This is a genomic window from Enterococcus sp. DIV0774 (assembly GCF_050539095.1).
In the GTDB taxonomy this organism is placed as follows: Bacteria; Bacillota; Bacilli; order Lactobacillales; family Enterococcaceae; genus Enterococcus; species Enterococcus faecalis.
The window spans coordinates 1080470-1105565 of sequence record NZ_CP172923.1; the positions used below are offsets into that span (position 1 = coordinate 1080470).

A 25096-nucleotide genomic window follows, 5' to 3' on the forward strand; every position below is an offset into this window, starting at 1 on the left:
AACTATAAAAAATGTGGAGGGATTACTTATGGCAGGATCAATTGCTGTAACACCAGAACAACTGAAATCACAAGCGAAAGTATATTCGCAAGCATCGTCTCAAATTCAAGATGCAATTCGTAAAGTGAATTCAATGAACCAACAAATTTCACAACAATGGAAAGGGCAAGCATTTCAAGCGTATCTGGAACAGTACAATCAATTGGAAGGTAATGTCAAACAGATGGAAGAATTATTGATTAGTATTAATCAACAATTAAACAAATATGCAGACACTGTCGCAGAACGTGACCGTCAAGATGCAGGATCATTTGGCTTTTAATTGATCAAAGATTGAAGCGCTAGCGCAATGAATTGCACTAGCGCTTTTTCTAAAGGAGAGAAGATAATGGAAGGGAAAATAAAAAAAGGTATCCCTTTTGCCTTAGCAATTGGAGCAACTTTCTTGTTATTACTTTTTTTCATTCATTTAGGGTTTAAAGATGAGAACATGACTCGAAGTAGCAAAGATCAGACAACAAAGATGCAGTACGCATTAGTTAATGAAGATAAAGGCGCAAGTTTTGAAGGAAAACGTTATGCATTAGGTTCTGATTTTGTCACATTAATTAACAAAGATACAGCTAATCGATGGGAAACAACGACTCGGAATATCGCAACATCTGGTGTTGAAAATGGACAATTCGATGCCCAAATTATTATTCCGCAAGATTTTTCTGAGAAATTATTGTCACTACAAGCTGTTAGTCCAGAGCAGGCTTCTGTTGAATACCAAGTGCGAGACGGACAAAATGAATTGACCAATCAAGCAATTCAAGACAAAGTAAATACTATTTTAAAAGATTTTAACCAACGCGTAATTCAGATGTATTTTTCCAGTATTGTTGGAAATTTAGTTATCGCACAACAAAACGTTAACCAAATTACTGATACGCAGTTGCTATATCAAAATCAATTAGAAGAAACAATTCAGCAACCATTTAAAGAAATTCCCATGAATTATACGACAGTATTAAGTACGGCTAGTATTTTAGATGAGGACAATAAATTATTTACAACCGAGCAAGAAGCGTTTGTAAAATCAGTACAAACCTTACTAGAAAGCAATAATCAGAGCTTAGAATCAACTAGTAAGACAACGGAAGATACGAAAAAATCAGTGGGCGAGTATTCGAAAGAAGCAAATGAAAAAATAAAAAAATCAATTGCACAATTTAATGAACAGTTTGAGAGACAAAAACAAGAATTAACTAATCAATGGGAAAGTGACACGACAGTATACAAACAACAATTCGATCAACTAAATGGAACGGTAATCAATCAGTTTAGCTCCTTCTACACACCAAGTGAACAAGGAAGCTCAGGGATTTATGCTGACTTTTTATCAGAATCTAAATTATTTCAAGAAACACAAAGCAATCGCATTGGCGAACTACAAAAAGAAATCGCAGAACTACATATGCAAGTAGAACAATTAACTGCGTTAAAAAAGCAAATTGCGGCTACATATTATAATGATCTTGAAGCAACACCTGAGATAGCAACAGACACTCAAATTAAGCAAGCGATTATTCAGTTAATTACGAACGAAAAAGAAAATATACCTAACTTAGATAAAAATTATCAGGAAAGATTGGAAGAATCACTAAGTGAAGTTTCTTTTGTAAGTTTAGAAAGTCTCGTTAGTGAATTAGAAATGAATAATAGGATTTCAGTAGAACAAGGCAATCTTTTCCGTGATGAGTTACAAATTATTCAGCGATATGCAGAACAACATGAACTTGATTTCACCAATTCAAGCCGCTTTATGTATTTGGAACCTAAACAACTTCATGAAGATACTATAGCGATTCCACATGAAAAAGTAACTTTTTCACTAGCAACAAATCAAGAGTCGGTTATTTCATTACGACAAACCAATACACAAAATGGCGAATTGTCATTTCTTTTAGATGATTTAAAAGTTCAAACAATTAAAACATCTTTGAATCAGCAGTTAGCAGGTGCAGGTTACAGCATTGATATTTCAGCAATTACCCCAACACAGCTAACAATTACCAAACCAGTGAAAATACAAGCTGAGATTCCTGAGAATGATGAAGTGGACGAAGAAAATACGCAAGAAGAGTTGGCAGAAGAATCCGAAGATGAATCTGAAAAAGTAACTGAGCCAGTAAATGATTTGCTCTCACTTCCAGAAAAACTTTCCTTAACGATTGACTTACCAATGGCTTGGCAACTGACACCAGAACAACAAAAAACAGCATTTAATCAGATTGATTATTCTTGGTGGGTAAATAATGAGCTTCAAAATGCACGTTCGTTCGCTGTGTATATTGCAATGGACCAACCATTAGTAACTGATATTCCTGAAATCATGAAGCAATTTCAACTTTTAGATACTGTATCACAACAAATTGTGACTTTATATGGTACGCCTAATCAAAGTCTATCTATTCAAGAGTATGCAGCAATGTTAACCGCTCCTGAAAATCAGGATAAAACAATTGAAGAGTTAGCAGGTGAGACATCCATTTACTGGATGTACGACAATATCACTGAAAACGAGCAAACCATGATGATTACAGATAAATTATTAGACGAATATAAAAAAACAGGAAATCAATTATATCGAGAAACAGATGAACAAATTAATCAATTAAAACAATTAATTGGTACTGAGACAGATCAAAATACAGACGGACGACCTACAACACTTTACGGAACATTAAATTTAATGACGGTCCCTGAAAAATTATTACGAGAAGCAGAGAAATTAAATACATGGTTTGATGAAGCAACAAAACAAGTCAATGCGACATATGCTACTTGGCAAGAAGCTGGAAAAGTGGGAGCTACTTCTGTAATTGATGAAAGAAATCCACATCCAGAAGAAAATCAAACCAGCACTTTAGATGTAGAAACAGAAAATTTAGTTAAAATGATGCAAACGTTAATGCAAACAACGAAAGAAACTAGTCTAATAACAGCTGATTCAGCAGCCAAAGTCAAAGATGTTGCCCCGATTATCAAAGAGTTGAAAGACTCAACAACCAAAGTTCAAGATCATGCGCAAAATATCTTAGCAAACTTAAATGATTCAATTGATGAGTCAAAGAAAACAACCAAAGAAAATGAAGAGTATGCCAAAACATTTGAAAAAGTATTGGCTAATACAAGAGACGGCGGTGCTGATAATCCACGGGTATTTAGTTTCCTTGCGAGCCCAATTCAAGGAGAAGGAATCTTTGGCGAAACACGACAAGTCTCTTTAATTCCCTATTACGCTACCTTGATTGTTAGTATTTTAACATTCGTTATTGCGCTAACTTTCCAAGGCTTTATGAAGAAAAGAACAGTTACTGTAGCGGATGCGTTGGTTGAACCAACCAGAGTTTGGCAAAATATACCAAATCTGTTATTACTCTTGATTACGGTTATTTTGTTTGGAAGTGTCTTTTCACTTCTACTGGTGTTCAATGTATCTCAAATAAATCGATTCGCTTGGTTTAGCTATAGTTTCTTAGTATTTGCTAGCGGTGCACTTTTGGTTTGTGCTTGTTTGCGCCAATTTAAAAAATTTACTTTATATGTTTATGGAGCTATGCTGGGGTTATTTTTCATGTTGACACCTTTATTAGGCATTGCAACAAAGGTAGGCTCATTAAGCAATTGGCTCTATCGTTTATCGCCGCTTCAAAATATCCAAAATGGCTTTACTGCTTTAGTAAATGGCGTACAAATTAGTTGGGTTAGTTACCTTATTTTAATCGTTTTACTTGTTTTAGGTGTTGTCCTTAATTTGTTTGTACGACCGGAGGAATAGCCATGAGAAAATTAATAAAAATAGTGATTGTTTTAAGTGTTAATATGCTCTATTTGTCATTGTCATCAACAAAAACAAAAGCAGAAGAAGTAGGCACTTTAAAAATAAATAATCAAGTGATCTACCAAGACAATCAGCAGAAAAAAAACGTAGAAGTGAATTTCATTATTCCAGATTTGTTTTTGCCGATAAAAGCAGAGAGAGAAAAAGAAGTCAATCAAAGTAAAGCGAGGGTTGTCAACGAAGCAAAAAATGATGTATTTAGGACAGAACAGAATGCAAAAACATTAGCAGTTGATAAAAAGGTAAGGCCTTTTCTGTTCAAAGAGACGGCAACGGTCACTTCTCCTGAAAGCGTTGAATCTCTTGAGGTTCACCGAGAAATATCCATAAACTTTTGGTTGTACAGTGGTATTTTTTTAGGAAGTATAGTTATTTTATTCGTTGGTGTTTTTCTAGGAAAACGTTTTTCATATCATCGTGCACAAAGCGGAAATTAAGGAGTGAAAGAAACATGAACAAAAGAACATCGATTGGTATCGGCTTACATGTGTCGAATCAAATTATTGATTTGCAAATCCCTAATCAGGTATCAGTTGCACGTTTAAAAGAATTGTTACTCGAATCGTTTGAGCTGTTGCCAAACCGTTTGCCAGCATCATTTGAATTGGTTGTTTTGAATAAACCAATTCATTTAGCTGACAATCAATTAATTGCAGATTATCCATTAGGGAATGGCGACCAACTAGTAGTAAAAGAAATTATAAAGGAGACACATGGATGAGCGAGTTAAAGGATATTTCAGAGACAATCACGTTAGAAGCAACAAAAGAATATGTTCAAGTGACATTACAAGCAAATCAATATCAGTTAGAAAGACTAGAACAGTTTCAACAATTTTTAAAATCAAGTCGTGGATTTTTATCGGGAAAAATAATACAAGCAACGGAAGAAGCGTTAGTGATTCAATACCATAAGGATCAATATATGCAATCCATTTTACAAGCGATAAAAAAAATGGATCAATATGAGCGATTATTGTTAGCGCAAAGAGTTCATTATTTGGTTGATTTCTTAGGTACGCCGGTCCAACCCTTTATTCATCCAGAAAACATCTATATCTTGGGAGAAGAATTATTAATTGCTCATCGTGGTTTTATGCAGGTCATTGTGCCTTATTCAGCAGATGAAAGAGAATTTTTTAAACAATATCGAGCGCTGATTTTAGCAATCTTACATCCAAAGTATGAGTATGAACAATTGATTCAAGGGAATGGCACCCTGAAAGATACGCTATCTAAACAATTACAAGAGGCGAAAACAATCAATGAAATTGAGCAAATCATTGGTGAACAAATCATTCGTCAAAAAGCCAAGCGTGAAGCAGAAACCAAATTAGTGAGTAAAAAAAGTTATTTAACCTTTAAATGGGCCAGCTTAGTGTTATTGGCTTTAACGCTACTTTTTGCAACTACAACAGGGATTTATGTCTTAAAAAAATTACCTGCCCAAGAGCGAGTGAGTTTGGCAGAAGCGCAGTATATTTCTAATGACTATGCAAGTGTTACGAAAACATTAAAAGAAGATACACCAGAAGAATTACCGATAGGAGCTAAGTATGTTGCTGCTGTTAGTTCTGTCCAACTAGATAATTTATCAAATGAACAAAAAACAGCAATTTTAAATAATTTATCTCAAAAATCTAGTGAAAATACCTTACTTTATTGGATTTATATTGGCAAAGGAGACTTTGAAAAATCATTAGATATTGCCCAAAATTTAGGCGATAACCAATATATATTACATGCCTATACAAAATTATATGATGCAACCAAAGCCAATAACAAAATGAACGGCGAGAAAAAACAAGCATTGTTAACAAAATATGAAGAAGCAATTGATAAATACATGAAAATCTTGGGAGGAAAAACGGATGACAACGAAAATCAGTAAAAAATTGGTCTCTGTGAATGATCAAATTCATACATCTAGCATGATTTATTTTGACATTTTTTATTTTGGTCCCCAACTTCTTCACCGTCAAATTACGGCTAAAAACCCAAGTGTTTCAATCAATCAACAATTATTTTTTTATGAAAATGAAAAATTATTCTGTAATGGTGAAACCTTTGATTCTGCTGAAAATTTTTCTGTTTTTCCCCACGAAGAATTGATTACTGTCACCACCAATAAACCGCAGAAAGATTTTTTAATTGCCTCTGCCAAAAATGCTGCGATTTCATTAGAAACAGATGCCATCATCAATATTACACTAGCACCAGAAACTGGGGAATATACAGCAACGATTTATCCCGGAGAAGATACGATTTACTACAATCATTATTTAGTTGAAAAAGGAAGCTATGCTTTTGCAGTCGGTGATCAATTAGTTGTCAATGGCTTAATCATTGAAGTTCGGGAAAAACAATTAAAGTTAACAAGTCTAGGAGCTACATATTCCCTGAATCCTTGGCAAATTGTAGAAGAGGAGGTTATTCCAGAATATCCTGTCGATTTCCCGTCATTTCGACGAAGTCCACGGATTCACTTGAAGGAGCCAAAAAAACAAATAGAAATTGCTGCCCCAAAAGCCAAGCAAACAGAAGGGAAAAATGAACTGTTACGGACGATTGTCCCACCTTTAGGAATGGTCGTTTTGAGTGGCGCAACAAGCTTTTTAAGTGGGGGCAATCCAATTATGATGCTTAGTATGGGCGGAGCGAGTTTATTGACGGCTGGTTTTTCAGTCTCTAGTTATTTCACCAATAAAAAAGAAACAAAGCAAAAGAATATCGAACGGACAAATAGCTACGAACAATATTTAATACAAGAGAAAGCTCGTTTAAGTATACTGCAGCAAGAACAAAAAGAGGCCTTGGAATATATGAATCCTGCCATGAACGAATTAGCCTTAATGACAAAAGAGTATCATGCGCGAATATATGAACGCATGATGACTAATGAAGATTTTTTGACAGTTCGCTTAGGGGTTGGTGAAATTTCTTCAAGTTTTACGACAAATTATCAGTCAACGGAAGATGATTCACTAAGTCAAGAAGCTGAAGAACAATTAGTATGGCCATATAAACAATTAGAAAAGGCGCCGATTGTTGTACCACTAATGGGACAAACCTTAGGATTGGCGGGAACACCTGCTGTTTTAAGGACAGCCATTCAAACGTTGTTATTTCAAGTGTCTATTTTACATTCCTATCGTGACGTAGAGTTTGTTACTTTAGTACCAGAGGAAGATTATCAGAAAGATTGGCATTCTTGGCGTTGGTTGCCACACGTCAAAATCCGCAGCCTGAATTTGCGTGGGATTGTTCATGATCCTCAAACAAGGGATATGGTTTTAAATTCTTTCTATCAAATGATTACGAAACGTCGTCAACAAGTGCGTGAAGCCGGCAATGAAAAAGTTCACTTTCAACCACAGTACATTCTGTCGATTTTAGAGGAAAGTTGGTTGTCAGGGCATGGCTTAAATGAATTTTTAGCTGAAGATATGAGTCAATATGGTGTGACAGTTATTTGGGGAAAAGATGCTTTAAATATGTTACCAGAAACGACAACTACACTGATTGAGTATCAAAGTAGTGAAGCGGCGACTTTAATCAATCAAAATAATAAATATGTGAACCAAAACTTCGTTCCTAATCATTTACCGACTGCTTATCCGCTTGCTTATGCGATTCAGCGCTTGGCAAATTTGCAGCATGTGGAAGTGGAGAAGAATGCGGTGCCAGAAAGTCTGAGTTTACTTGAGCAATACGAAGTAACAAGGATTGAAGAATTAACTATCGATCAACGTTGGTTGAATGCGCAGCCAAATAAATCAATTCGTTCACTAATTGGCTGGCGTGGTAAATCAGATTATGTCTATTGGGACTTACACGAACGTTTGCATGGTCCTCATGCACTTGTTGGAGGGACCACAGGCTCAGGAAAATCAGAATTTTTAACAACTTATTTAATTGGCTTAGCGATTAATTTTTCTCCTGAAGATATCGGCATGTTGATTATTGATTGGAAAGGTGGCGGAATAGCCAATACCTTAGATAAGCTACCACATTTTATGGGCGCTATTACCAATTTAGACGGAGCCGGAACAGCTAGAGCCTTAGCCAGTATCAAAGCAGAATTGGATAAACGTCAACGAGAATTCGCCAAATATGGTGTGAATAATATCAACGGATATATGAGTTTATACAAACAACGACACGAACCGAAACCTGATATTATCTATCCTACTAAACCATTGCCTCATTTAATTTTGGTTTCTGATGAATTTGCGGAATTAAAAGCGAATGTTCCAGAATTTTTAGATGAGCTAACTTCGGTGGCGCGGATTGGTCGTTCTCTAGGAGTCCATTTAATTTTAGCTACACAAAAGCCAAGCGGTGTGGTGAATGACCAAATTGAAGCGAATAGCACCAGCAAAATTGCTTTAAAAATGGCGAGTGTCCAAGATTCTAATGAATTATTAAAAACGCCAGATGCAGCTCAAATTACCAATCCTGGTCGGGGGTATTTAAAAGTTGGGGAAAATGAAGTTTATGAAATGTTCCAAAGTGGTTATGCGGGGGTTCCTTACGATCCTGACCAAGTGATGGAAGAAGTGGTGGATGAACGGCTATATCGGATCAATGATTTAGGACAAACTGAATTGCTTTATGATCCAGGTGAAGAAGTGGTTCAAGGAAAAGATAAGAGCGACTTACCAACCCAATTGGAAGCTGTTATTACTACGATTGGCGAAATTTTTGAACAATCAACACTGACGATTCCAGATAAACCGTGGTTACCTAATCTTGAAGAAAAAATAGCAACACCAAGTATTGGAAAATCAAATGATCGTAGCCTTAAAGTACCAATAGGCTTACTTGATATTCCTGCAAATCAAGCTCAAGAAGTCTATGAATATGATTTGGAGAAGTCCAGCCATACAGCAATTTTTGCGAGTCCAGGATATGGGAAATCGACGATTTTACAAACGATAGCAATCAATCTTGCCCATAAGAATACCCCTGAACAAGTTCAATTTAATTTAATTGATTTCGGAAATAACGGCTTATTGCCACTAAAAGATCTACCTCATGTAGCCGATATTGTGACTTTAGAAGAAGCAGAAAAATTACAGAAAATGTTGGATAAAATTAGTCAACTTCTAGCACAACGGAAAAAGCTTTTTAAAACTAATGGTGTGGCCAGCTTGGCACAGTATGAAGCCAAAACGCAAAGCAAATTGCCAATCATTATTAACTTATTAGATAGCTACGACGGATTAAGTTTGGAAGACAAACGCAAAGACGGCATCGATGAATTATTACTTCAACTCTTAAGAGATGGCGCCAGTTTAGGAATTTACTTGATTTTCACAGCTAGTCGATCTGGCAGCATTCGCATGAATATGATGAGTAACATTGCTACAAAAATGGCATTGTATTTAAACGATGAAAGCGAATTAAACTCTTTACTAGGAAGGGAAGTCTTAGCTGCCCAAGCCATCAATGGTCGCGGGCAGGTCCTATTAGAAGTACCAACTGCGATTCAATTTTATTTGCCAACAAAAGGAGCGACTAGTGCGGAGCTGTTGGAAAACTTAGAATCAGAAGTCACTAAAATGAATCAAGATTGGACAGGCACGCGCCCAGAACCGATTCCGATGGTTCCCGAAGAATTAACTATTGAAAAATTCCAACAATTTGTCCCAGAAAAAGAAGCCAATCAATTCTATTTGGGATTAAACAAATTAAGTGCTTTACCAGAAACATTCTCGTTATTCCGAGGAAAAACATTGGGGATTTTTGTCGAATCCAATAAACAATTCCAGTTATTAATGCCCTGGTTTATGCAGCAACTGGAAGAATTGTCTGCTAATCACGAAGTTATCTTGATTGATGTTGCAGGGAATTTGGAAATGATGATAGACAAAGTCGCAATTTACATTGAACGAACACAAGTGGCACAGCAAAGCGCTGAACTTAAAGAAGCCCTAATAGCAATGGTGGCAGAAAAAGAAAGGCAGCGAGTGGTGGTTATAAATGGAATTGCTGATTTAGTTGAAAAACTTTCTTTAGAACCAGAAGCAATAATAATGCTACTAAACAACCGTAAGCAAAACTTGCAAGTGTTATGTGTTGATTCCTTAAGTAAAGTTGGTGCAACTTATGGCGGTATGACAGCCTTAGCTAAAGAAAATATAGAATATCTTCTTTTCGGCGGCAGTCTCAACAAACAATTATTTATTGAGAATTTATCATTGGATAAAAAGAATGCGCCAGTTTCTAGAAATGTCTTGCATAGTTTGAAAGATGATGTATTAGAAGCTATTACCATTCCGACGGAGGTGACCAAAAAATGAGTGAAGAATTATCAACTCCTTTTTTAGCGCTGGGTAGTGTGATTCGTTTAAATGAGGGAATCCACGGAGCAATGTTATTTTTTATAGTAGCTCGAGCAATTGCTAAAAATAATGACGGCAAAATTATTTCTAGATACAAAGTAGCGCCGCATCCATTTGGAGATGTTCCAACGGAAAATGTTTTTTCAATTAGACATGATGAAATCTCTGAAGTAGTTTTCGAAGGATATACAAATGAAATTGACAATAAATTTCTCGAAAGTTTAATCACTAAAATGACGAATGCCAAAGACATACCTGTTGCTCAGCCAACTGCTCAAGTAGTTGCTCCAAATGAATCAGAAGAAATTGTCGATGAAAAAGAAAAACTCAAAAAAGATCCCTTTTACAAATTTAGAAAGTGAGGAAATAAGCAATGACTAAAGTTGCATCAAATCAAGGAGCGGCTCAAGCAGCCGTTTCTGGGATTAAAAATGTGTCCGTTAGTAAAAATACAAAGTGTACATTAGGAGAAAGTAACATTTCTGGAATGAAAAAAGGCGTAAAAGTTAATAATAAAATGCTGAATAACTTGTCTAAACTAGTGAAATGTGTCAATACTCAAGCCAATAAATTCCCTAAATTAGCAGCTGCGATTGCTGCAAGAGATAGTCAAACCCGTTTTAAGTAAGGAGTTGAAAAAAATGGAGACCGAAAATAAAGAGCGTTTAAGAAGTGAATATAGTCAAAAAATTTTTCAAAAAGAACATCAAATGGATAATTTATCAAATGATCAGAAGAAAATCCAAGCTATATTTGGTACACTAGACTATGAGATAACTAGAAATTTTCGAGAACTAGAACGATTGAATGGAGAGGACATTAGTAAAGGCAATAAACCAGCTCGTTGGGCACAAGATGAATTATCCGGTAAACAACGATACCTTACTGGATTTCTCCAACAACAAAATCAAGAATTTACACGGAATTATGCTAAGGCGACAGAAAGAGTGCGTGAAGAACGTGATCAACTCCAAAAAGAAAGGAGTACGTTATCATGGGATTAATCTATTCTAGTGCAGACTCATCAGAATTAATGAGTGCTCTGTCTAGTAATCTATCTGTCGCACGAACGACCACCAGTGAATTAACAGCTGGTTGTCAACAACTAATCGCAGCCATTGACGGACATACGTTGTCAGGAGTGGCTTATAACGCCGGAAAAGGCTTGTTTTCAGAATTAGTGATTCCCACGATTCATCGAATGACGGCTGCCATTGATCATGTTCAAAGTGATTTGACCAAATATGGCGCAGCCAACGCATTTATCTCCAGTGAAGGCTATTTAAATGAAGATAAGTTAAAATTACAAATCAAAATCATGAAAGCCAGTCAAAAATCCTTGCATGAAGCAGCTAAACAAGTAGCAACGATTGCTTATAACACGCCAATCCCAGGGATTCATGACCTGTTAAAAGACACGCAGCGCACCTTGATTCAAATGGCAGATAGCCTTCAACAAGATATTGACAAAATCCAAAAGAAATTGCAAAAACTCAATGATTTCGCTATGCAAATCAATGGCTTATTTAACAATAGCCTCAACGAGATGGAACTTGCCATGCAAGGTGTTACGGTATTGAATGAAACAACTGTCAAGAGCAACGGAACCTATACACTACCAAGTGGTGTCGATAAAAGTTATTTCACAGAAATCAAAAAAGATACCAAAAATGAAGTGACCGACAAACAATTACTAGAAGGCTGCACGATTATTCGTGTTCGTGACAAATCACGCGGCTTTGAGTATTACATGTTAGAAAAGGACGGCTATTCCTATCATTTGGATGAGCAAAAACTAACAGGCAACCTTGCTTCTTTAGTGAAAAAATACGATTTAGATGTAGTAGAACTGACACCAAAGGAACTGACCACCCGAGTCAATAATCAGCAGAAAAAAGGATACAATTATTTTGACAAAAATGAAAAAATAAGAGGCTTAGGACTGCTGTCTCATGGACAAGACTTTATAGAAGGGATTCAAGAATCAGGAGTTTGGAATTCCTTGTGGTCGGTAGGAATGGGTGTTGCTTCGGTAAGAAATGCGCAGACCTTTTCAGGGAAAGTTCAGGGGAACAAGCCATTAACAGGAACTAAAAACGGGAAAAATTATGGGTTAGATAAAAGTAAAAGTACGGGGAATGCGACTTATAAAAAAATTAGTGAGAATGGAAATAAATGGAAAAATCCAGATGGTACAATAAAATGGCCACCGAATAATGGTGCAGTACCTGGAACAGAAGAAATGGTAACTTTGAAAAAAGGAGATACATTTGGAAGAATTGGGAAAGATACAGGTAGATATACAGCACCAACTGGGTCAAGCTCCGATAAACTAGCTTTGGCTCCAGGTACAGACTTAAGTGTGTACACTGAATACGAAATTATCAAAGATATTCCAAATGTCGAAAGAGCCCAAATTGCTCCATGGTTTGATAAGCCTGGTGGAGGTACACAAATGTTAATGCCACATAGTATTAAAACACTAATTGAAAAAGGATACATTATTCCTAAGTAAAGGAGAAAGATATGGATAATATATTAGAGACAAGTGACTTAGAAAAATATATAAAAGATATTATACAAGAGAAACTAAAAAAATATTCCCAATGTGATGTAAAATTTTCTGTTAATTTTGAAAGAGGAAACAAAGGAGATATGGATGGAGAGTATGTATATTCTTCATCAACTGGATATTATTACTTGTATCTTGAAAGAGGTCAAATAGAAAATAAAAAAAGAACGGAAAATTTGTTTGACATAGTCTATTGGTCTTTGAAAGAATATATATTTGAATTAACAATGGATTACGCAAAGAAAAATAGAAACAATGCGGAGGACTTCAGAAGAATATTGTTTGGAAAAGAACTAGAGATCTGGGCATCAATAGGACAAAACTTGTATATGAAAAGAAAGCAAGAGATAGAGGAAATATTGATAGATAATCCATACAGTGATTAAAATTGTTGAATTTTAGTAATTAAAAAAGGTGATGTACTGATTAATTGATGTCGAATAGTAAAACCTTGACTGGTAAGCAATAACTCGCTAATCAAGTCGCCAATAACAAACAAAATCTAGTTATACATTCATTAGAAAAATTAGAGTGATTGTAGTTAATACAAACTATAATCACTCTGTTTAAAATAAATTCAGTAATATATAATTAAAAATCATGAATACATAATTCAAATCTATAAGTCCTAAGATTCAAAATATCGATAATCTGAGCTCCAAAAGAAATTGCAAAAGCTCAATGATTTCGCCATGAAAATCAATGGCTTATTTAACAATAGCCTCAACGAAATGGAACTTGCAATGCAAGGTGTTATGGTATTGAATGAAACAACTGTCAAGAGCAACGGAACCTATACACTACCAAGTGGTGTCGATAAAAGTTATTTCACGGAAATTAAAAAAGACACCTCAACAGTTATTGATTCAGAGAAACAAAAAATTGAGCTAATCAAACCAACTGATAGTATAGAAGAAGTCAGCAGAAAAACAATCGCTTTAGCCAACCTTGGAATCAATCCCTACACAGGTGAAAAGATAAATGAAAGTCAAGCCAATCGATTTAAGTATGCTGCATGGTCTGGAACGCTTACGGAGATTGGAAATGTCGTTTTAGGCTCATATTATGGAAATAAAGCCGCTTCACGATTGGACGGACTTGATGATGTGGGGAATGTGAAGCAAAAATCGTTTAGTAAAAAAGATAGTGGAACTAATTTGAAAGTGTTAGAGGAGGTTTCTAATCCGATTATAAAATCTCCTAGAACTGGGAGCGGGCTGAAGATAGATGATATTAAGCCAATTAAAGGAAAAGGATATATCTACGATATTGACCCATTGACAGGAAAACATCCTACGAAAAAAATTCAAATTATTATAGATGAGTTTCCTCATGTTCCTAAAGCACATGGATTCTCTGATATAGTTGATAATTATGCTGGATTAGCAAAAGTCACTGATTTAGGGAATGCTAAACTATATCAAATTCAAGGAAGTCAAAACGGTGTTATGGGGCGTTTTGAATGGATAATCCAAAATGGAAAAGTTACTCATAGAATGTTTGTAAGAAATATAGAATTGAACGGAGTGCCTATAAAATGATGAACTATATAGACGAATTTAAAGAAAATGCTATTTCTTTTTCTTGGAGTGAACTGAAAATCGGTAGATTTGGTTATTCAGATGATAATTTCTATCTGCAAGGAAGGATTAATGATGATTATGTAATGGCATATACGTTAGATTATCTATCTAAGAATGAAAATGAGGAGAATTCTTTTTTATGGGAATTAGGAAGCTTATCTTTACCATATGATGAAACGGAAGTGTATGACCTTTTGGATTCAATTACTAATTCTGATGAAGATTTGCAAGCTTACTACAAATGGCGATGGATTTTAGTTAATAACCTATTAAACGAGATTAAATGTATGGATACCATCAATGCTTTATTAGAGATTAGTGAGTTTTGGCTGGATTTGCAATCTCCATTCGATATGCCTTATCAGTATCAGGGAATTAATAATGATATGACTCCTGAATACTTTTATACAGAAGAGCATTTGTCTAAAGTTATTTTAGAACATAAAGAATGGTTAATAAGTGAAAAAAAGAAATTATCTTAGTATAAATTGTAATAGACAATATTTATTAAAGCGACTGGCTCTAAATTTAATTATTGTTAGAAGTATATTTTGCAATTTGATGGGAATGAATTTATTCAAGGTGCATTAATAAAAAAATATTCAGAAGAATTTCGTAGAACGTTTTTTTTGATAAAGAAGAATGGTATAGGAACAAATAATAATAGTTGCAAACATTTAAAATATATGAAAACTAACAGAAGATATTCATAACGATTTTTTCAGTAATAAATAAAAGTAATCCGGATAAACTTCTATGAATGAGACCAGAATAGTTATGCCAATTCTAAAAAAAGTTGAGATTTTGGAGTTGCAATATAACTTCTGGCCTTTCTACATAATATAGCATTAAAACATATACTATTTGGCAAAAAGCCGATACTTCTAAGTCTTTAGCAGTTCCTCTTGGCGTTCGTGGCAAAGATGACATTGTTTACTTGAACTTACATGAACGTGCCCATGGACCGCATGGACTTGTCGCAGGAACGACTGGCTCTGGTAAGTCTGAAATCGTTCAAAGTTATATGTTGTCATTAGCTGTTAATTTTGCTCCAGAAGATGTAGGTTTTTTACCTATTGATTTTAAAGGAGGCGGAATGGCTAACTTATTTGCAAAATTACCTCATTTGTTGGGTTCGATTACTAACTTAGATGGAGCTAGTTCAGCTAGAGCATTACAAAGTATTCGTGCAGAATTACAAAAACGACAACGAAAATTTGGAGAATACGGGGTTAACCACATCAATGGTTATACGAAATTATATAAACAAGGAAAAGAAATTACTGACCCAGAAGAAAAGAAAAACTATCCAAGTGAGCCCTTACCCCATTTATTTTTAATCAGCGATGAATTTGCTGAATTAAAAGCCAATGAACCAGATTTTATGGCAGAACTTGTCTCTACTGCACGGATTGGTCGTTCGTTAGGTGTACATTAAATTTTAGCGACACAAAAACCAAGCGGCGTACTGGATAAATTGAAGTTAGTGGATAAAAATGTTGTATTAAAAGGATCAAAACAAGCATTCAAAGAATCAGTTAAAGGTATTGGCAAAGGAACTTTAAAGAGTGCTGGTGGTGCGTTGAAAAAAAGCGTAAGTTTTGGGATTAATGGTGTTGTGAAAGATGCCAAAGCATTAGTCAATGCAAAAGGTGCAGGAAAAATTGTGCCAGGGTTGAACATAGCTTTAGGAGCTGTAGATGTCGTTCAAGGAATAAGCAAGAGTGAGAAACAAGCCAGAAAAGACGGATTGAAAGGGCAAGAAATTACCGCAAGTAAAGTGGGTGGTGCATTGGTGGATGTCGGGAAAGTAGCGGTGACCACGGCGGCGATAGGAGCGGCTGGGGCTGTAGTAGCTACAGTAGCGCCAGTATGGGGAGTTATCGGAGCAGATATTGCTGTTTCTTTAGCTATTAATAAAATTGATTCATCTTTAAAAGTATCTAAAACTGCAAAAAGAGCTGTTAATTCAATGATTAAAGGAGTATCGGGGTGGTTTAAACGATGAGTATATATAAAAATTTTATTCCAAAAAAATATAAGCATTTCGAAAATAAAAAATTTACAAGAAATTCGTTTCGTAAACTTATAAATTGTTATGGTGTTATGACATTTGGGACATTGTTTTTACAATTATTAGTTCGAAAAGAAATTAATAATATCCATTTCTTTAATGTATTAACTGTAATAATGATAGTATTTCTAATCACAACTACTATAGCTAAAAATATATATTTAAAAAAAATCAATACACAAAAATATATAACAATATATATGTATATTTCATCTTTAGTTTGCTTATTTATATTTGAAGGTATTTTATCTTTAATATCGGATGAACCAATTAAAACATATATGTTAAGTCTTTTAGGAACAATAGTAATTTTTGTTGGAATGGAAATTCTTTATTTATTGTTAAGATACACTTTAATAAGGTTAAAAAAAATAGATATTAGTGGGGAAATTTCTGATTATATTTCTAGTGTAGTTAGTATCATAGGGATTATTTGTCTAGCTTTATCAGAATTGACAGGAAATATGTTTTATTTCTTTTTGGGAGAATTTTTTATAGTTGCTATGATTATTTTTGTTAGTATTTTTCAAATACCAAGAATATTACAATATTGGAGAAAAGAACCAGAAAAAAGAAAATACATCTGTATATGGAAATTCTATTGAAATGATGAAGAACAAGAGAACCAAAAAATAGCTATATTTCTTCCAGGGTTAAACGAATGTCAGACGGTACTTTAGTAATCAAAAAATCTGGAAAATGGTTGAATAAATGAGATAAATTAAATGGCATTGATAACGTTATGAGAAAAGGTAAAGACTTTACTTGACTCCAAGCACGCAAGGAGGCTTAAAACCAGCCTTCAAAGATTCAATCAAAGGAATTGGTAGGTATTGAAAAATTTAAAAATAGATCGATTTTAGAAAATTAATTTAATGAAAAGAGGGGAGAAGATGATTGAAAAAGTATCATTGGAAATGAACAATTTAGTGTATATTGAAAAACGAGCAACAACAGATCAATTAGTGGATTTAATTTTACAATCAGAAGAATTAACTTATGAAGAAGGTTTTTATAAAAATGGACCAACAATGATTGAACTAAAACCAACTGAATTAAGTGAAGAACAACAAACGTATAAATTTTATATTCCTGTGAATGAGCCAGTTGAAAGTGGCGAGATTTTTACTGTAGAAAATATTCATTATGATCATCTAGTTCGTAAAAGAATTCCTTTTGATGATGAACTTGGTGCTAATATTGAGGAAATGACGGATTACTTGCTGAAACAAAAGATTGAATTTGATGATAAATTATTGTTGGTAATGACCTTAGTTTATGATGAATATTGGGTAGATGTTTTAATCCCAACAAAAGAGTAGGTGAAAAAATGAGAAAAACAATTGGCTATAAACAATCATTACATTATCAAAATGTCATCAGTCGTTATTATGTAACGACTTCAGAGGAGATGGGCCGTTGTTTAGAAGATGCTTTGGAAACAATTTTTGAAGCAGATTATTCTTTATCAGACAGCTTTTTCTATTCAATGGATTCTGACATTCGTGAAGAAGAATTGCTGATTCAAGTTTTTTTACCTGTCAATGAAGAATGCCAAGAGAATCTTCCAGCAGAATATCGTTTCCAATCTTATTTTCAGGTGAACAATATGTTAGCAACTAGAGCAAAAGGCGATAAGTTATCTGAATTCTCTAAAGCATTAGAAGAGTTAATCACTATAGTTGTTCAGGAAGATTTGACAATTGTTTCACCAATTTTCTATTGTCCGCAAGTAATAGATAATAAGGTATACACTGATTTGATGATTGGTATTAAATAGTTTTGAACTGATTAGAGTTTTCTCGTAAGGAAAGAGGAGAGAAAAGTTTGAGTTTGCTTATAAATGAGGAAGAGATATTTGAAGTGAGACTGACTAAGGCAGATGGGTACAAAAAAATTGGTATAGGACTAGGTGTTATTTTTGTCACACTTAGTTGCTTGGTATGGTTTTACTTTCCACTCTATAAAAATCCAGTGACAAGTAATATAATTTTTTTTGTTTTTTTAACAGTAGTGGCTATACTAATCAGTGCTTTATCCTTACTTAAATTAATATGTATGTTTGCTTTTTTGATAATCGAAACTGGGATTAATGAGACTAAGTATATCAGAAAATATGGTGGCATTTTATATAGAATGGACAGTCATGGTTTGTCATATCATGAAAAGGGATTTCTAATAGTGCGTGGTTGGTCGGAGGTCATTGATGTAGGACTTTTCAGACAAACGGAAAGGGAGGTTATTTATAATTATCAAATAAAATTTAGTGATGGTGATAGACACACTTTTGATTTAAGAGGGAATTATCCAACGATAGCATTCAAAGAAAAAATTGAAGAATTCTGGTTTAAATACAATAGCTAAATTAATCTTCCTTCCCCCTCCTAGAAAACACAAAACCGTGGTACAATAACTTACGTAATAGACACACCTACTCCGAATGTCAAAAAAGGGCAGAAAAGTAGACAAGAAATTGTTTAAGGAGTAAAGTAAACTTACTTAAAATTTTGGGGGAAATAAAATGTATGATGTAATTATCATTGGTGCCGGTCCTGCTGGGATGACGGCAGCACTTTATGCATCACGGTCCAATCTTTCTGTATTGATGATTGAACGCGGTGCGCCTGGTGGGCAAATGAACAACACTGCTGAGGTAGAGAATTACCCAGGCTTTGATTCTATTATGGGTCCAGAATTGGCCTATAAAATGTATGAAAATGTAGAAAAATTTGGTACGGAAAATGCGTATGGCATTGTGATGGGCATCGAAGACCACGGATCCTATAAAGAAGTGATTTGTGATGACAAATCTTATGAAGCTAAAGCGGTAATTATTGCAACAGGCTGTGAACACCGAAAATTGGGTGTAAAAGGCGAAGAAGAATTTGCTGGCCGTGGTGTTTCTTATTGTGCTGTTTGTGACGGTGCCTTCTTTAAAAATAAACGCTTAGTAGTTGTTGGTGGCGGTGATTCTGCAGTTGAAGAAGCAATCTATTTAACACAATTTGCTTCTGAAGTAGTGATTGTTCACCGTCGTGATGAATTGCGTGCGCAAAAAATCATTCAAGATCGTGCCTTTGCAAATGAAAAGATTTCCTTTGTTTGGGATACAGTTGTCGAAGAAATTGTTGGCAATGAAATGGTCGTGACAGGTGTGAAAGCCCGGAATGTCAAAACAGATGAAGTTTCTGAAATTGAAGCAAACGGCGTGTTCATTTACGTGGGGCTAGATCCATTAACAGAACCATTTAAGAAATCTGGTATTACGAATGAGGCTGGTTGGATTGAAACAGACCAAGAAATGAGAACAAAAATTCCTGGTGTTTATGCCATTGGTGATGTCCGTGAAAAAACATTGCGTCAAATCACGACAGCGGTCGGTGAAGGCGGTATTGCTGGACAACAAGTATTTAACTATATTGAAGAATTAAAATAAAAAAATGCTTTTGCCTTTAATAATAAGGGCAAAAGCATTTTTTTAATAGGTTCCTTTAATGACAAAATAAGAGCCGCGAATGGTTCCAGCTAATTTTGATTTTTGACGAGCAAATTTGAATTTTCCTTCAAATTCTGCAGGGATTGCCATACCATCTGAAAGTTTAAACCCAACGGCGCGTTTGCCTTCCTCAGCTAATGTGTACATCACGTTAACTGCTAAGCCGTTTTCATAAAATACATAGGCCATTTTTATGCCATCTAAAGTGAAAGAAGAAATTTCAAGTGGCTTGTAAGGGAAATGTAACACTCGTTCCAATAAAATTTTTTCAATCCAGGCCAATGTTTCTGGAGCTTCAGAGGCAGGGACGGTCGTAAAGCGATGTTTGTATTTATTCCAAAAATAGCGAGCTTCATTCGCTCTTAGTCCAGCAAGAGCAGGTGCCACTGGTGAACTTTCTAAACCAATAGTGGCTACTTCTTTAAAATCAACTGTATAAACCATGAATTGATACTCCCATCTTTTCTTTTAAACTAAGTATAACGGTAGCAGGGGTAACGAACAATTATTATTACTTAAAAGAATGAAATTGGGACAGAACGATCGGCTTCAGAAAATGTTAAGATTTCCGAATGCGTAGGTTCTGTCCCAAAGAGTATTTTAAGATTTGGTTATTTCGTGATAAGTTATACGCTTGTACTTATTTATTGGCATCTAAGGTAACTTTTTCATCTGCCGTAGTCGTTTTAACATCTACTGTATAAACAAGTTTATTGTTATTTTTGGTTAACTTCCAAGTCAAAATACGTGGAGAAAGTCCTCCAACTTCTTTTTTTGCTTTGGCTAAAACGTCGTTAACAGCGCCTAATTCTTTGACTTCAGCAGCTGAAAAGGCTGTCTCGTTTTCGCCAAGTTGATTTGTTTCAGTATTTTTGGTGACTTTTCCTGTTTCAGGATTCACGTAAAGTGTTTCTGTATCGTTGGTAAAGATATAGCTGTAGTCACTTTCTGGTTTTGTATCAAATTGGACATTTACTAATGGTTTGCTGTTGCCGGCTTCTTTTTCGTAGATTTCAGCAGCTTGCTGCAAACTAACTTTGTACTTTGTATCCGTGACGGCATCTTTTCCTACGCCGCAACTAGCTAAAATAAAAATAGCTCCTAAAAGTGAAAAAAATAGTAAAAATGGTTTTTTTAACATGAAATTACCTCGTTTCCTTTTATTAAGTATTCACAATCACTTAGTATACGGAGGTTTTATAAGAAATACAAATAAAAAACAATCCTTTAAGAGAAATTAAAGGATTATTTTTTGTTATTTATTCTGCACGTAAAGCAACTGCCGCATCTTTTTTCGCTGCCATTCGGGCAGGAATATGGCCACCAATCATGGTTAAGATTGTGCTAATTACAATCAAAATAATCCCGTGAATTGGATTTAAGGTGGCAACATTTTCTAAATCAGTCAGGTTATAGAGCACTGCATTGATCGGAAATGTTGCGAGAAAGGCAATCACAACACCAAGAATACCAGAGGCAACGCCTAAAATAGCAGTTTCGGCATCGAACACCCGGGTAATATCTTTTTTACGAGCTCCTAACGCTTTCAGAATACCGATTTCTTTGGTCCGCTCAATGACAGAAGTATAGGTGATAATCCCAATCATAATCATACTTGTAACAAGGGAAATCCCAGCAAATGCAATCAGCACATAGGTGATGGCATCCATTAAACCACCTGTTAAGCGGGTCATTGTTCCAGCTAAATCAGAATAGATGATTTGGTCTTTTTTATCTTTTCCTTTGTTATAAGCATCTAAATAATCAAGAATTTTATCTTTTGATTTGAAGTCGTTTGGATAAATCATAATACTTGAAGGGATTTCGTTCGCTCCTAAATAAGACAATAGGTTTTCTTTCGCGGAAGCATCTAATGTTTCGTTAGTCATAACGTTAGTGTTGCTGGCTTCTTGCGCTTTAACAATATCAGAGGTTTTGTTTTTGGCAATCATATTAGTTGAAAGTGCATCGCTATAAGCAATTCCAGGTGCTAATAGATTCATTGTTGAAGAATCTTTAATTCGCAAAATCCCTGAAATTGTTAATTCAGTATTTTCTGGGTTATCGTAAACAGCTTGCAAATCTTGGTTAGGAATGAAGTTGCCTGTCGGTAATTTGGTGTAAAATGCATTATTATTGGCTAATTTCATTTTTGTGCCAACAATGTCTGAAAAGGCAATCTTTTGATTATCTTTCACGTCAAAGCCAAGATTTTTTAAAGCATTAATATTGGTGGTATTGTTACTATCAACGATTAAAACGACATCGGTTTCTTTTTCTGGATAATTTCCTTCAAGCAACGAGTAATTGTCTTTTAAGAAATTGTTTTTTCCATTTTCTAGTTGTTTAGGAAAAGCAGAAACGCCGACGCCAGTTTGGGCAGCCATCATAGAAGCCATCGCGTTTGATTGGCCGTCGGGTGCATCGTTTGAAAATTTGACAGCTTGTGCTTTCCCGTTGATTTCTCTTAATAAGTTCATATTGACTAGACGAGTATAGCCGATATTATTACTTAATTCAGGATCAATGTGATTGACATAGTCAATAAACTTTTGATCAATTAAATTCGTGTGTTGCGCACGGTCCGCATCGCTAATTTTAGCAGTTACTTCTTTTTCTTTCGGGAAGGTGCCTTTTTTGTCCTGATTATTGAAACTTTCTGGATCTTGATCGGTCGCTATTTTAGAAATGGTAATCGGAAATTGCGCTAACGTTTCCGACTGAGTTTTATCAATTTGTTTCTGGAATCCTGTTGAAAGAGAAAGGACAATCGCGATACTGATAATTCCGATACTTGAAGCAAAGGCGGTTAAAAAAGTTCGCCCTTTTTTAGTGCGGATATTATTAAAAGATAAACGCAACGCAGTCGTGAATTTCATTTTGGTGCGTTTCAATTCGAAAGGTTCTTTTTTTTCATGTTCAATATGAGGACGCGAGTCATGACGAATTTGGCCATCTGAAAATTCAATAATTCGATCAGCGTATTCGTGAGCTAATTCAGGATTGTGGGTCACCATAATAACTAATTTTTCTTTCGAAAGTTCTTGGATAAGTGCCATAATTTGCAGACTGGTTTCTGAATCCAATGCACCAGTTGGTTCGTCACAAAGTAAAATATCGGGATCATTAGCTAAAGCACGAGCAATGGCAACCCGTTGCATTTGACCGCCAGATAATTGGGAAGGTTTTTTATGGATATGGTCCTTCAAACCGACACGGATGAGTGCATCTTCGGCTTTTTGGCGTCTTTCTGCTTTTGAAATACCACTCAGTGTCATACCAAGCTCGACATTATCCAAAATCCCTTGATGACTAATTAAGTTGTAACTTTGAAAAATAAAACCAATTGAGTTATTCCGATAAGCATCCCAGTCGGCTTCTTTAAAATTTTTTGTTGATTTGCCGTTAATGATTAAGTCACCAGAATCGTAATTGTCCAATCCGCCAATCACATTCAACATCGTCGTTTTACCAGAGCCGCTGGGACCCAGAATGGCTACAAATTCTTGTTTTCGAAAAGCGACAGAGACGCCATCTAAAGCTTTAGTGGTCGTTCCGCCGACAGTATAATATTTTTTTATCTCTTTGAGTTCTAGCATATTTTTCGCATCCTTCTTCCAATTTATCAACAACACAACCTTAAGTTAGTGTATAACGTAACATAATAGTTAACAAAAATCAATCATTACCATTTGATAATCAAGTGAATTTAGTATACACTAGGTGGGAAACGAGGGAGAACATATGGATAAAGAGAAGCATTCATCAAATTTAGATATTAGTGTCTTTACTGAAATTTTTTCATATATGAGCCAATTGCTTTTTAAAGACCTAGACTTGGAGGATCTAAAATTAACAAAGTTAGACATGTTAATTTTATTAATTGTGGCAACGAATGAAGGAATCAGTATGACAGAGTTAGCCAACCAAGTAGGAACGTCGAAAGTTCAAGTGAGTCGCTCTATTGCGGGGTTAGAAGAACGAGCGATTGTTCAACGTCGCCATAATCAAGAAAATCGCCGCGTGGTTAATGTTTATACGACAAAAGAAGGCGAGAAGCTCTTTAAGCAAAAAGAAAATCAAGTAAAACAGCAACTATCTGAAACGCTTAGTGTTCTTTCCTTAGAGGATTATCAAGAGGTCAATCAACACTTTTTGGCGGTCATGAAAATTTTGTCCAATTATCAAGCGCTACGAAGAAAAACGTGTAAGGAAAACAACGCCAAAAAATAAAAAACATCGTTTGGCTATAAACCAAACGATGTTTTTTCTAGCCTTTGACAGAGCCAGAAGTCACGCCTTCTACATAGAAACGTTGCATTAATATAAATAAAATAGTAATTGGAATGGCAATTAGCACACATCCAGCTGTAAAAGCCATGAATAGTGAATTGGCTGTTGATTTGGTCATCATCGAAAAGAGACCAATCGCAACGGTGTAATTTTCAACTTTATCACCCATAATAACTTTTGCGAAAATAAAATCCATCCAAGGGCCCATGAAGGCGGTTAAAGAAGTATAGACAATAATTGGTTTCGACAATGGCAACGTAATTTTTGTGAAAATTTGCCACTTGTTGGCACCGTCAATCATAGCCGACTCGTCTAAAGCCATCGGAATGGTATCGAAGAACCCTTTGGCGATGTAAAAACCTAGCGCCGAGCCTGCAGAGTAAACCAGAATTAAAGCGAATAAACTTTCAGTTAAATTTAAGGCTTTTAAAATATAGTAAACGGCAATCATGCTCATAAAACCAGGGAACATATTTAAAACGAGCGCCACTTTTAAAAAGGGTTTTCTTAAGCGGAAACGCAACCGGGACAGCGCATAAGCCATTGCGATTGTAATGAAAGTTGATAACAGACAGCTTGCGATGGAAACGAACAAGGTGTTCAAAAACCAACGGACAAAGGGGAAGTTGCCAGTCTGATTTGTTAATAATACTTTATAATTTTCTAAAGTGAATGTTTTGGGAATGATATAGGGAACAAATGCACCGCCTTCGCCACGAAAACTTGTTAAGATAATCCACACAATGGGGAATATCCAAAAAACTGCTAAAATGGTTAGAATGATGTAAACGCTGGTAAGTGCAGTGCGTTGTTTTTTCTGGTAACTTTTTGCTTTAGCCATAA

23 protein-coding genes and 2 pseudogenes are annotated in these 25096 nt (G+C 35.2%); 21 read left to right on the forward strand and 4 right to left on the reverse strand.

What is annotated here, in order from left to right:
• Window positions 1-28: 28 nt before the first annotated feature.
• From IGL86_RS05325 to trxB, 20 genes and pseudogenes are all read left to right on the forward strand, one after another.
• Complete coding sequence (locus IGL86_RS05325) at window positions 29-322, forward strand: WXG100 family type VII secretion target (protein ID WP_002357798.1); 294 nt, start codon at window positions 29-31, stop codon at window positions 320-322.
• Window positions 323-349: 27 nt separating this feature from the next.
• Entirely contained in the window at window positions 350-3826 is a 3477-nt protein-coding gene (esaA, locus tag IGL86_RS05330; RefSeq protein ID WP_033625588.1) for a type VII secretion protein EsaA, read from the forward strand.
• Window positions 3827-3828: 2 nt separating this feature from the next.
• A complete protein-coding gene (locus IGL86_RS05335) occupies window positions 3829-4326 on the forward strand; it encodes a hypothetical protein (protein WP_033625589.1) in 498 nt (165 codons plus the stop codon).
• Between the two features lie 14 nt (window positions 4327-4340).
• Window positions 4341-4610, forward strand: coding sequence for an EsaB/YukD family protein (locus tag IGL86_RS05340; protein ID WP_010712367.1), 270 nt, complete (start codon window positions 4341-4343; stop codon window positions 4608-4610).
• On the forward strand, window positions 4607-5779 hold the full coding sequence (gene essB / locus IGL86_RS05345) for a type VII secretion protein EssB (RefSeq protein ID WP_002385952.1): 1173 nt from the start codon (window positions 4607-4609) through the stop codon (window positions 5777-5779). Before IGL86_RS05340 ends, essB begins: the two co-directional genes overlap by 4 nt.
• Window positions 5760-10193: a type VII secretion protein EssC gene (gene essC, locus IGL86_RS05350; protein ID WP_033625591.1), complete on the forward strand. Its 4434-nt coding sequence runs from the start codon at window positions 5760-5762 to the stop codon at window positions 10191-10193. Before essB ends, essC begins: the two co-directional genes overlap by 20 nt.
• Window positions 10190-10597 (forward strand): DUF4176 domain-containing protein, encoded by a 408-nt coding sequence (locus IGL86_RS05355; RefSeq protein ID WP_033625593.1) that lies wholly within the window; start codon window positions 10190-10192, stop codon window positions 10595-10597. The genes essC and IGL86_RS05355 overlap by 4 nt, the downstream gene beginning before the upstream one ends.
• An 11-nt stretch (window positions 10598-10608) precedes the next feature.
• A complete protein-coding gene (locus IGL86_RS05360) occupies window positions 10609-10863 on the forward strand; it encodes a hypothetical protein (protein ID WP_033625594.1) in 255 nt (84 codons plus the stop codon).
• A 13-nt stretch (window positions 10864-10876) separates the two neighbouring features.
• Complete coding sequence (locus IGL86_RS05365) at window positions 10877-11239, forward strand: hypothetical protein (RefSeq protein WP_033625595.1); 363 nt, start codon at window positions 10877-10879, stop codon at window positions 11237-11239.
• Entirely contained in the window at window positions 11230-12750 is a 1521-nt protein-coding gene (locus IGL86_RS05370) for a TNT domain-containing protein (protein WP_430605659.1), read from the forward strand. Before IGL86_RS05365 ends, IGL86_RS05370 begins: the two co-directional genes overlap by 10 nt.
• A gap of 11 nt (window positions 12751-12761) precedes the next feature.
• Window positions 12762-13193: an Imm63 family immunity protein gene (locus IGL86_RS05375; protein ID WP_033626073.1), complete on the forward strand. Its 432-nt coding sequence runs from the start codon at window positions 12762-12764 to the stop codon at window positions 13191-13193.
• Between the two features lie 306 nt (window positions 13194-13499).
• Window positions 13500-14348: a hypothetical protein gene (locus tag IGL86_RS05380; RefSeq protein ID WP_430605660.1), complete on the forward strand. Its 849-nt coding sequence runs from the start codon at window positions 13500-13502 to the stop codon at window positions 14346-14348.
• The gene (locus tag IGL86_RS05385) at window positions 14345-14872 is read left to right on the forward strand and encodes a DUF2247 family protein (protein ID WP_206537148.1); all 528 of its coding nucleotides are present in this window, start codon (window positions 14345-14347) and stop codon (window positions 14870-14872) included. The genes IGL86_RS05380 and IGL86_RS05385 overlap by 4 nt, the downstream gene beginning before the upstream one ends.
• 383 nt (window positions 14873-15255) lie before the next feature.
• A pseudogene (locus IGL86_RS05390) lies at window positions 15256-15825 on the forward strand (FtsK/SpoIIIE domain-containing protein); the annotation flags it as partial.
• A 12-nt stretch (window positions 15826-15837) separates the two neighbouring features.
• Window positions 15838-16398, forward strand: a pseudogene (locus tag IGL86_RS05395) (hypothetical protein); the annotation flags it as partial.
• On the forward strand, window positions 16395-17069 hold the full coding sequence (locus IGL86_RS05400) for a hypothetical protein (RefSeq protein ID WP_430605661.1): 675 nt from the start codon (window positions 16395-16397) through the stop codon (window positions 17067-17069). The pseudogene IGL86_RS05395 and the gene IGL86_RS05400, both read left to right, overlap by 4 nt.
• A gap of 270 nt (window positions 17070-17339) precedes the next feature.
• On the forward strand, window positions 17340-17786 hold the full coding sequence (locus IGL86_RS05405) for a hypothetical protein (RefSeq protein WP_033625418.1): 447 nt from the start codon (window positions 17340-17342) through the stop codon (window positions 17784-17786).
• 8 nt (window positions 17787-17794) lie between these two features.
• Window positions 17795-18244, forward strand: coding sequence for a DUF5085 family protein (locus IGL86_RS05410; RefSeq protein ID WP_033625419.1), 450 nt, complete (start codon window positions 17795-17797; stop codon window positions 18242-18244).
• Window positions 18245-18291: 47 nt separating this feature from the next.
• Window positions 18292-18828 carry a hypothetical protein gene (locus IGL86_RS05415; RefSeq protein ID WP_241433241.1) on the forward strand — a complete coding sequence of 179 codons (537 nt, stop codon included), beginning with the start codon at window positions 18292-18294 and terminating at the stop codon, window positions 18826-18828.
• Between the two features lie 157 nt (window positions 18829-18985).
• Entirely contained in the window at window positions 18986-19900 is a 915-nt protein-coding gene (gene trxB / locus IGL86_RS05420; protein WP_033625420.1) for a thioredoxin-disulfide reductase, read from the forward strand.
• A 42-nt stretch (window positions 19901-19942) separates the two neighbouring features.
• Here the strand turns inward: trxB and IGL86_RS05425 are convergent, their stop codons facing one another.
• The 3 genes from IGL86_RS05425 to IGL86_RS05435 all read right to left on the reverse strand — a co-directional run bounded on the left by IGL86_RS05425 (window position 19943) and on the right by IGL86_RS05435 (window position 23559).
• Entirely contained in the window at window positions 19943-20404 is a 462-nt protein-coding gene (locus tag IGL86_RS05425; protein WP_033625421.1) for a hypothetical protein, read from the reverse strand.
• A 196-nt stretch (window positions 20405-20600) separates the two neighbouring features.
• Window positions 20601-21101 carry a plasmid sex pheromone cAM373 precursor gene (gene camE / locus IGL86_RS05430; protein WP_033625422.1) on the reverse strand — a complete coding sequence of 167 codons (501 nt, stop codon included), beginning with the start codon at window positions 21099-21101 and terminating at the stop codon, window positions 20601-20603.
• A gap of 118 nt (window positions 21102-21219) precedes the next feature.
• Window positions 21220-23559 (reverse strand): ATP-binding cassette domain-containing protein, encoded by a 2340-nt coding sequence (locus IGL86_RS05435; protein WP_002360456.1) that lies wholly within the window; start codon window positions 23557-23559, stop codon window positions 21220-21222.
• A 124-nt stretch (window positions 23560-23683) separates the two neighbouring features.
• On the opposite strand from IGL86_RS05435, the gene IGL86_RS05440 reads away from it, so the two are divergent.
• Window positions 23684-24193 (forward strand): MarR family winged helix-turn-helix transcriptional regulator, encoded by a 510-nt coding sequence (locus IGL86_RS05440; protein WP_002365578.1) that lies wholly within the window; start codon window positions 23684-23686, stop codon window positions 24191-24193.
• Between the two features lie 37 nt (window positions 24194-24230).
• Here the strand turns inward: IGL86_RS05440 and IGL86_RS05445 are convergent, their stop codons facing one another.
• Window positions 24231-25094, reverse strand: a complete 864-nt coding sequence (locus IGL86_RS05445; RefSeq protein WP_033624944.1) for a sugar ABC transporter permease — start codon at window positions 25092-25094, stop codon at window positions 24231-24233.
• Window positions 25095-25096: the final 2 nt, after the last annotated feature.

What these genes read in the sequence shown, in the direction of transcription:
- IGL86_RS05325 (WP_002357798.1), top strand. Translation starts at nt 29, where the DNA reads ATGGCAGGATCAATTGCTGTAACACCAGAACAACTGAAATCACAAGCG.
- esaA (WP_033625588.1), top strand. Translation starts at nt 350, where the DNA reads ATGAATTGCACTAGCGCTTTTTCTAAAGGAGAGAAGATAATGGAAGGG.
- IGL86_RS05335 (WP_033625589.1), top strand. Translation starts at nt 3,829, where the DNA reads ATGAGAAAATTAATAAAAATAGTGATTGTTTTAAGTGTTAATATGCTC.
- IGL86_RS05340 (WP_010712367.1), top strand. Translation starts at nt 4,341, where the DNA reads ATGAACAAAAGAACATCGATTGGTATCGGCTTACATGTGTCGAATCAA.
- essB (WP_002385952.1), top strand. Translation starts at nt 4,607, where the DNA reads ATGAGCGAGTTAAAGGATATTTCAGAGACAATCACGTTAGAAGCAACA.
- essC (WP_033625591.1), top strand. Translation starts at nt 5,760, where the DNA reads ATGACAACGAAAATCAGTAAAAAATTGGTCTCTGTGAATGATCAAATT.
- IGL86_RS05355 (WP_033625593.1), top strand. Translation starts at nt 10,190, where the DNA reads ATGAGTGAAGAATTATCAACTCCTTTTTTAGCGCTGGGTAGTGTGATT.
- IGL86_RS05360 (WP_033625594.1), top strand. Translation starts at nt 10,609, where the DNA reads ATGACTAAAGTTGCATCAAATCAAGGAGCGGCTCAAGCAGCCGTTTCT.
- IGL86_RS05365 (WP_033625595.1), top strand. Translation starts at nt 10,877, where the DNA reads ATGGAGACCGAAAATAAAGAGCGTTTAAGAAGTGAATATAGTCAAAAA.
- IGL86_RS05370 (WP_430605659.1), top strand. Translation starts at nt 11,230, where the DNA reads ATGGGATTAATCTATTCTAGTGCAGACTCATCAGAATTAATGAGTGCT.
- IGL86_RS05375 (WP_033626073.1), top strand. Translation starts at nt 12,762, where the DNA reads ATGGATAATATATTAGAGACAAGTGACTTAGAAAAATATATAAAAGAT.
- IGL86_RS05380 (WP_430605660.1), top strand. Translation starts at nt 13,500, where the DNA reads ATGAAAATCAATGGCTTATTTAACAATAGCCTCAACGAAATGGAACTT.
- IGL86_RS05385 (WP_206537148.1), top strand. Translation starts at nt 14,345, where the DNA reads ATGATGAACTATATAGACGAATTTAAAGAAAATGCTATTTCTTTTTCT.
- IGL86_RS05400 (WP_430605661.1), top strand. Translation starts at nt 16,395, where the DNA reads ATGAGTATATATAAAAATTTTATTCCAAAAAAATATAAGCATTTCGAA.
- IGL86_RS05405 (WP_033625418.1), top strand. Translation starts at nt 17,340, where the DNA reads ATGAAAAGAGGGGAGAAGATGATTGAAAAAGTATCATTGGAAATGAAC.
- IGL86_RS05410 (WP_033625419.1), top strand. Translation starts at nt 17,795, where the DNA reads ATGAGAAAAACAATTGGCTATAAACAATCATTACATTATCAAAATGTC.
- trxB (WP_033625420.1), top strand. Translation starts at nt 18,986, where the DNA reads ATGTATGATGTAATTATCATTGGTGCCGGTCCTGCTGGGATGACGGCA.
- IGL86_RS05425 (WP_033625421.1), bottom strand. Translation starts at nt 20,404, where the DNA reads ATGGTTTATACAGTTGATTTTAAAGAAGTAGCCACTATTGGTTTAGAA.
- camE (WP_033625422.1), bottom strand. Translation starts at nt 21,101, where the DNA reads ATGTTAAAAAAACCATTTTTACTATTTTTTTCACTTTTAGGAGCTATT.
- IGL86_RS05435 (WP_002360456.1), bottom strand. Translation starts at nt 23,559, where the DNA reads ATGCTAGAACTCAAAGAGATAAAAAAATATTATACTGTCGGCGGAACG.
- IGL86_RS05445 (WP_033624944.1), bottom strand. Translation starts at nt 25,094, where the DNA reads ATGGCTAAAGCAAAAAGTTACCAGAAAAAACAACGCACTGCACTTACC.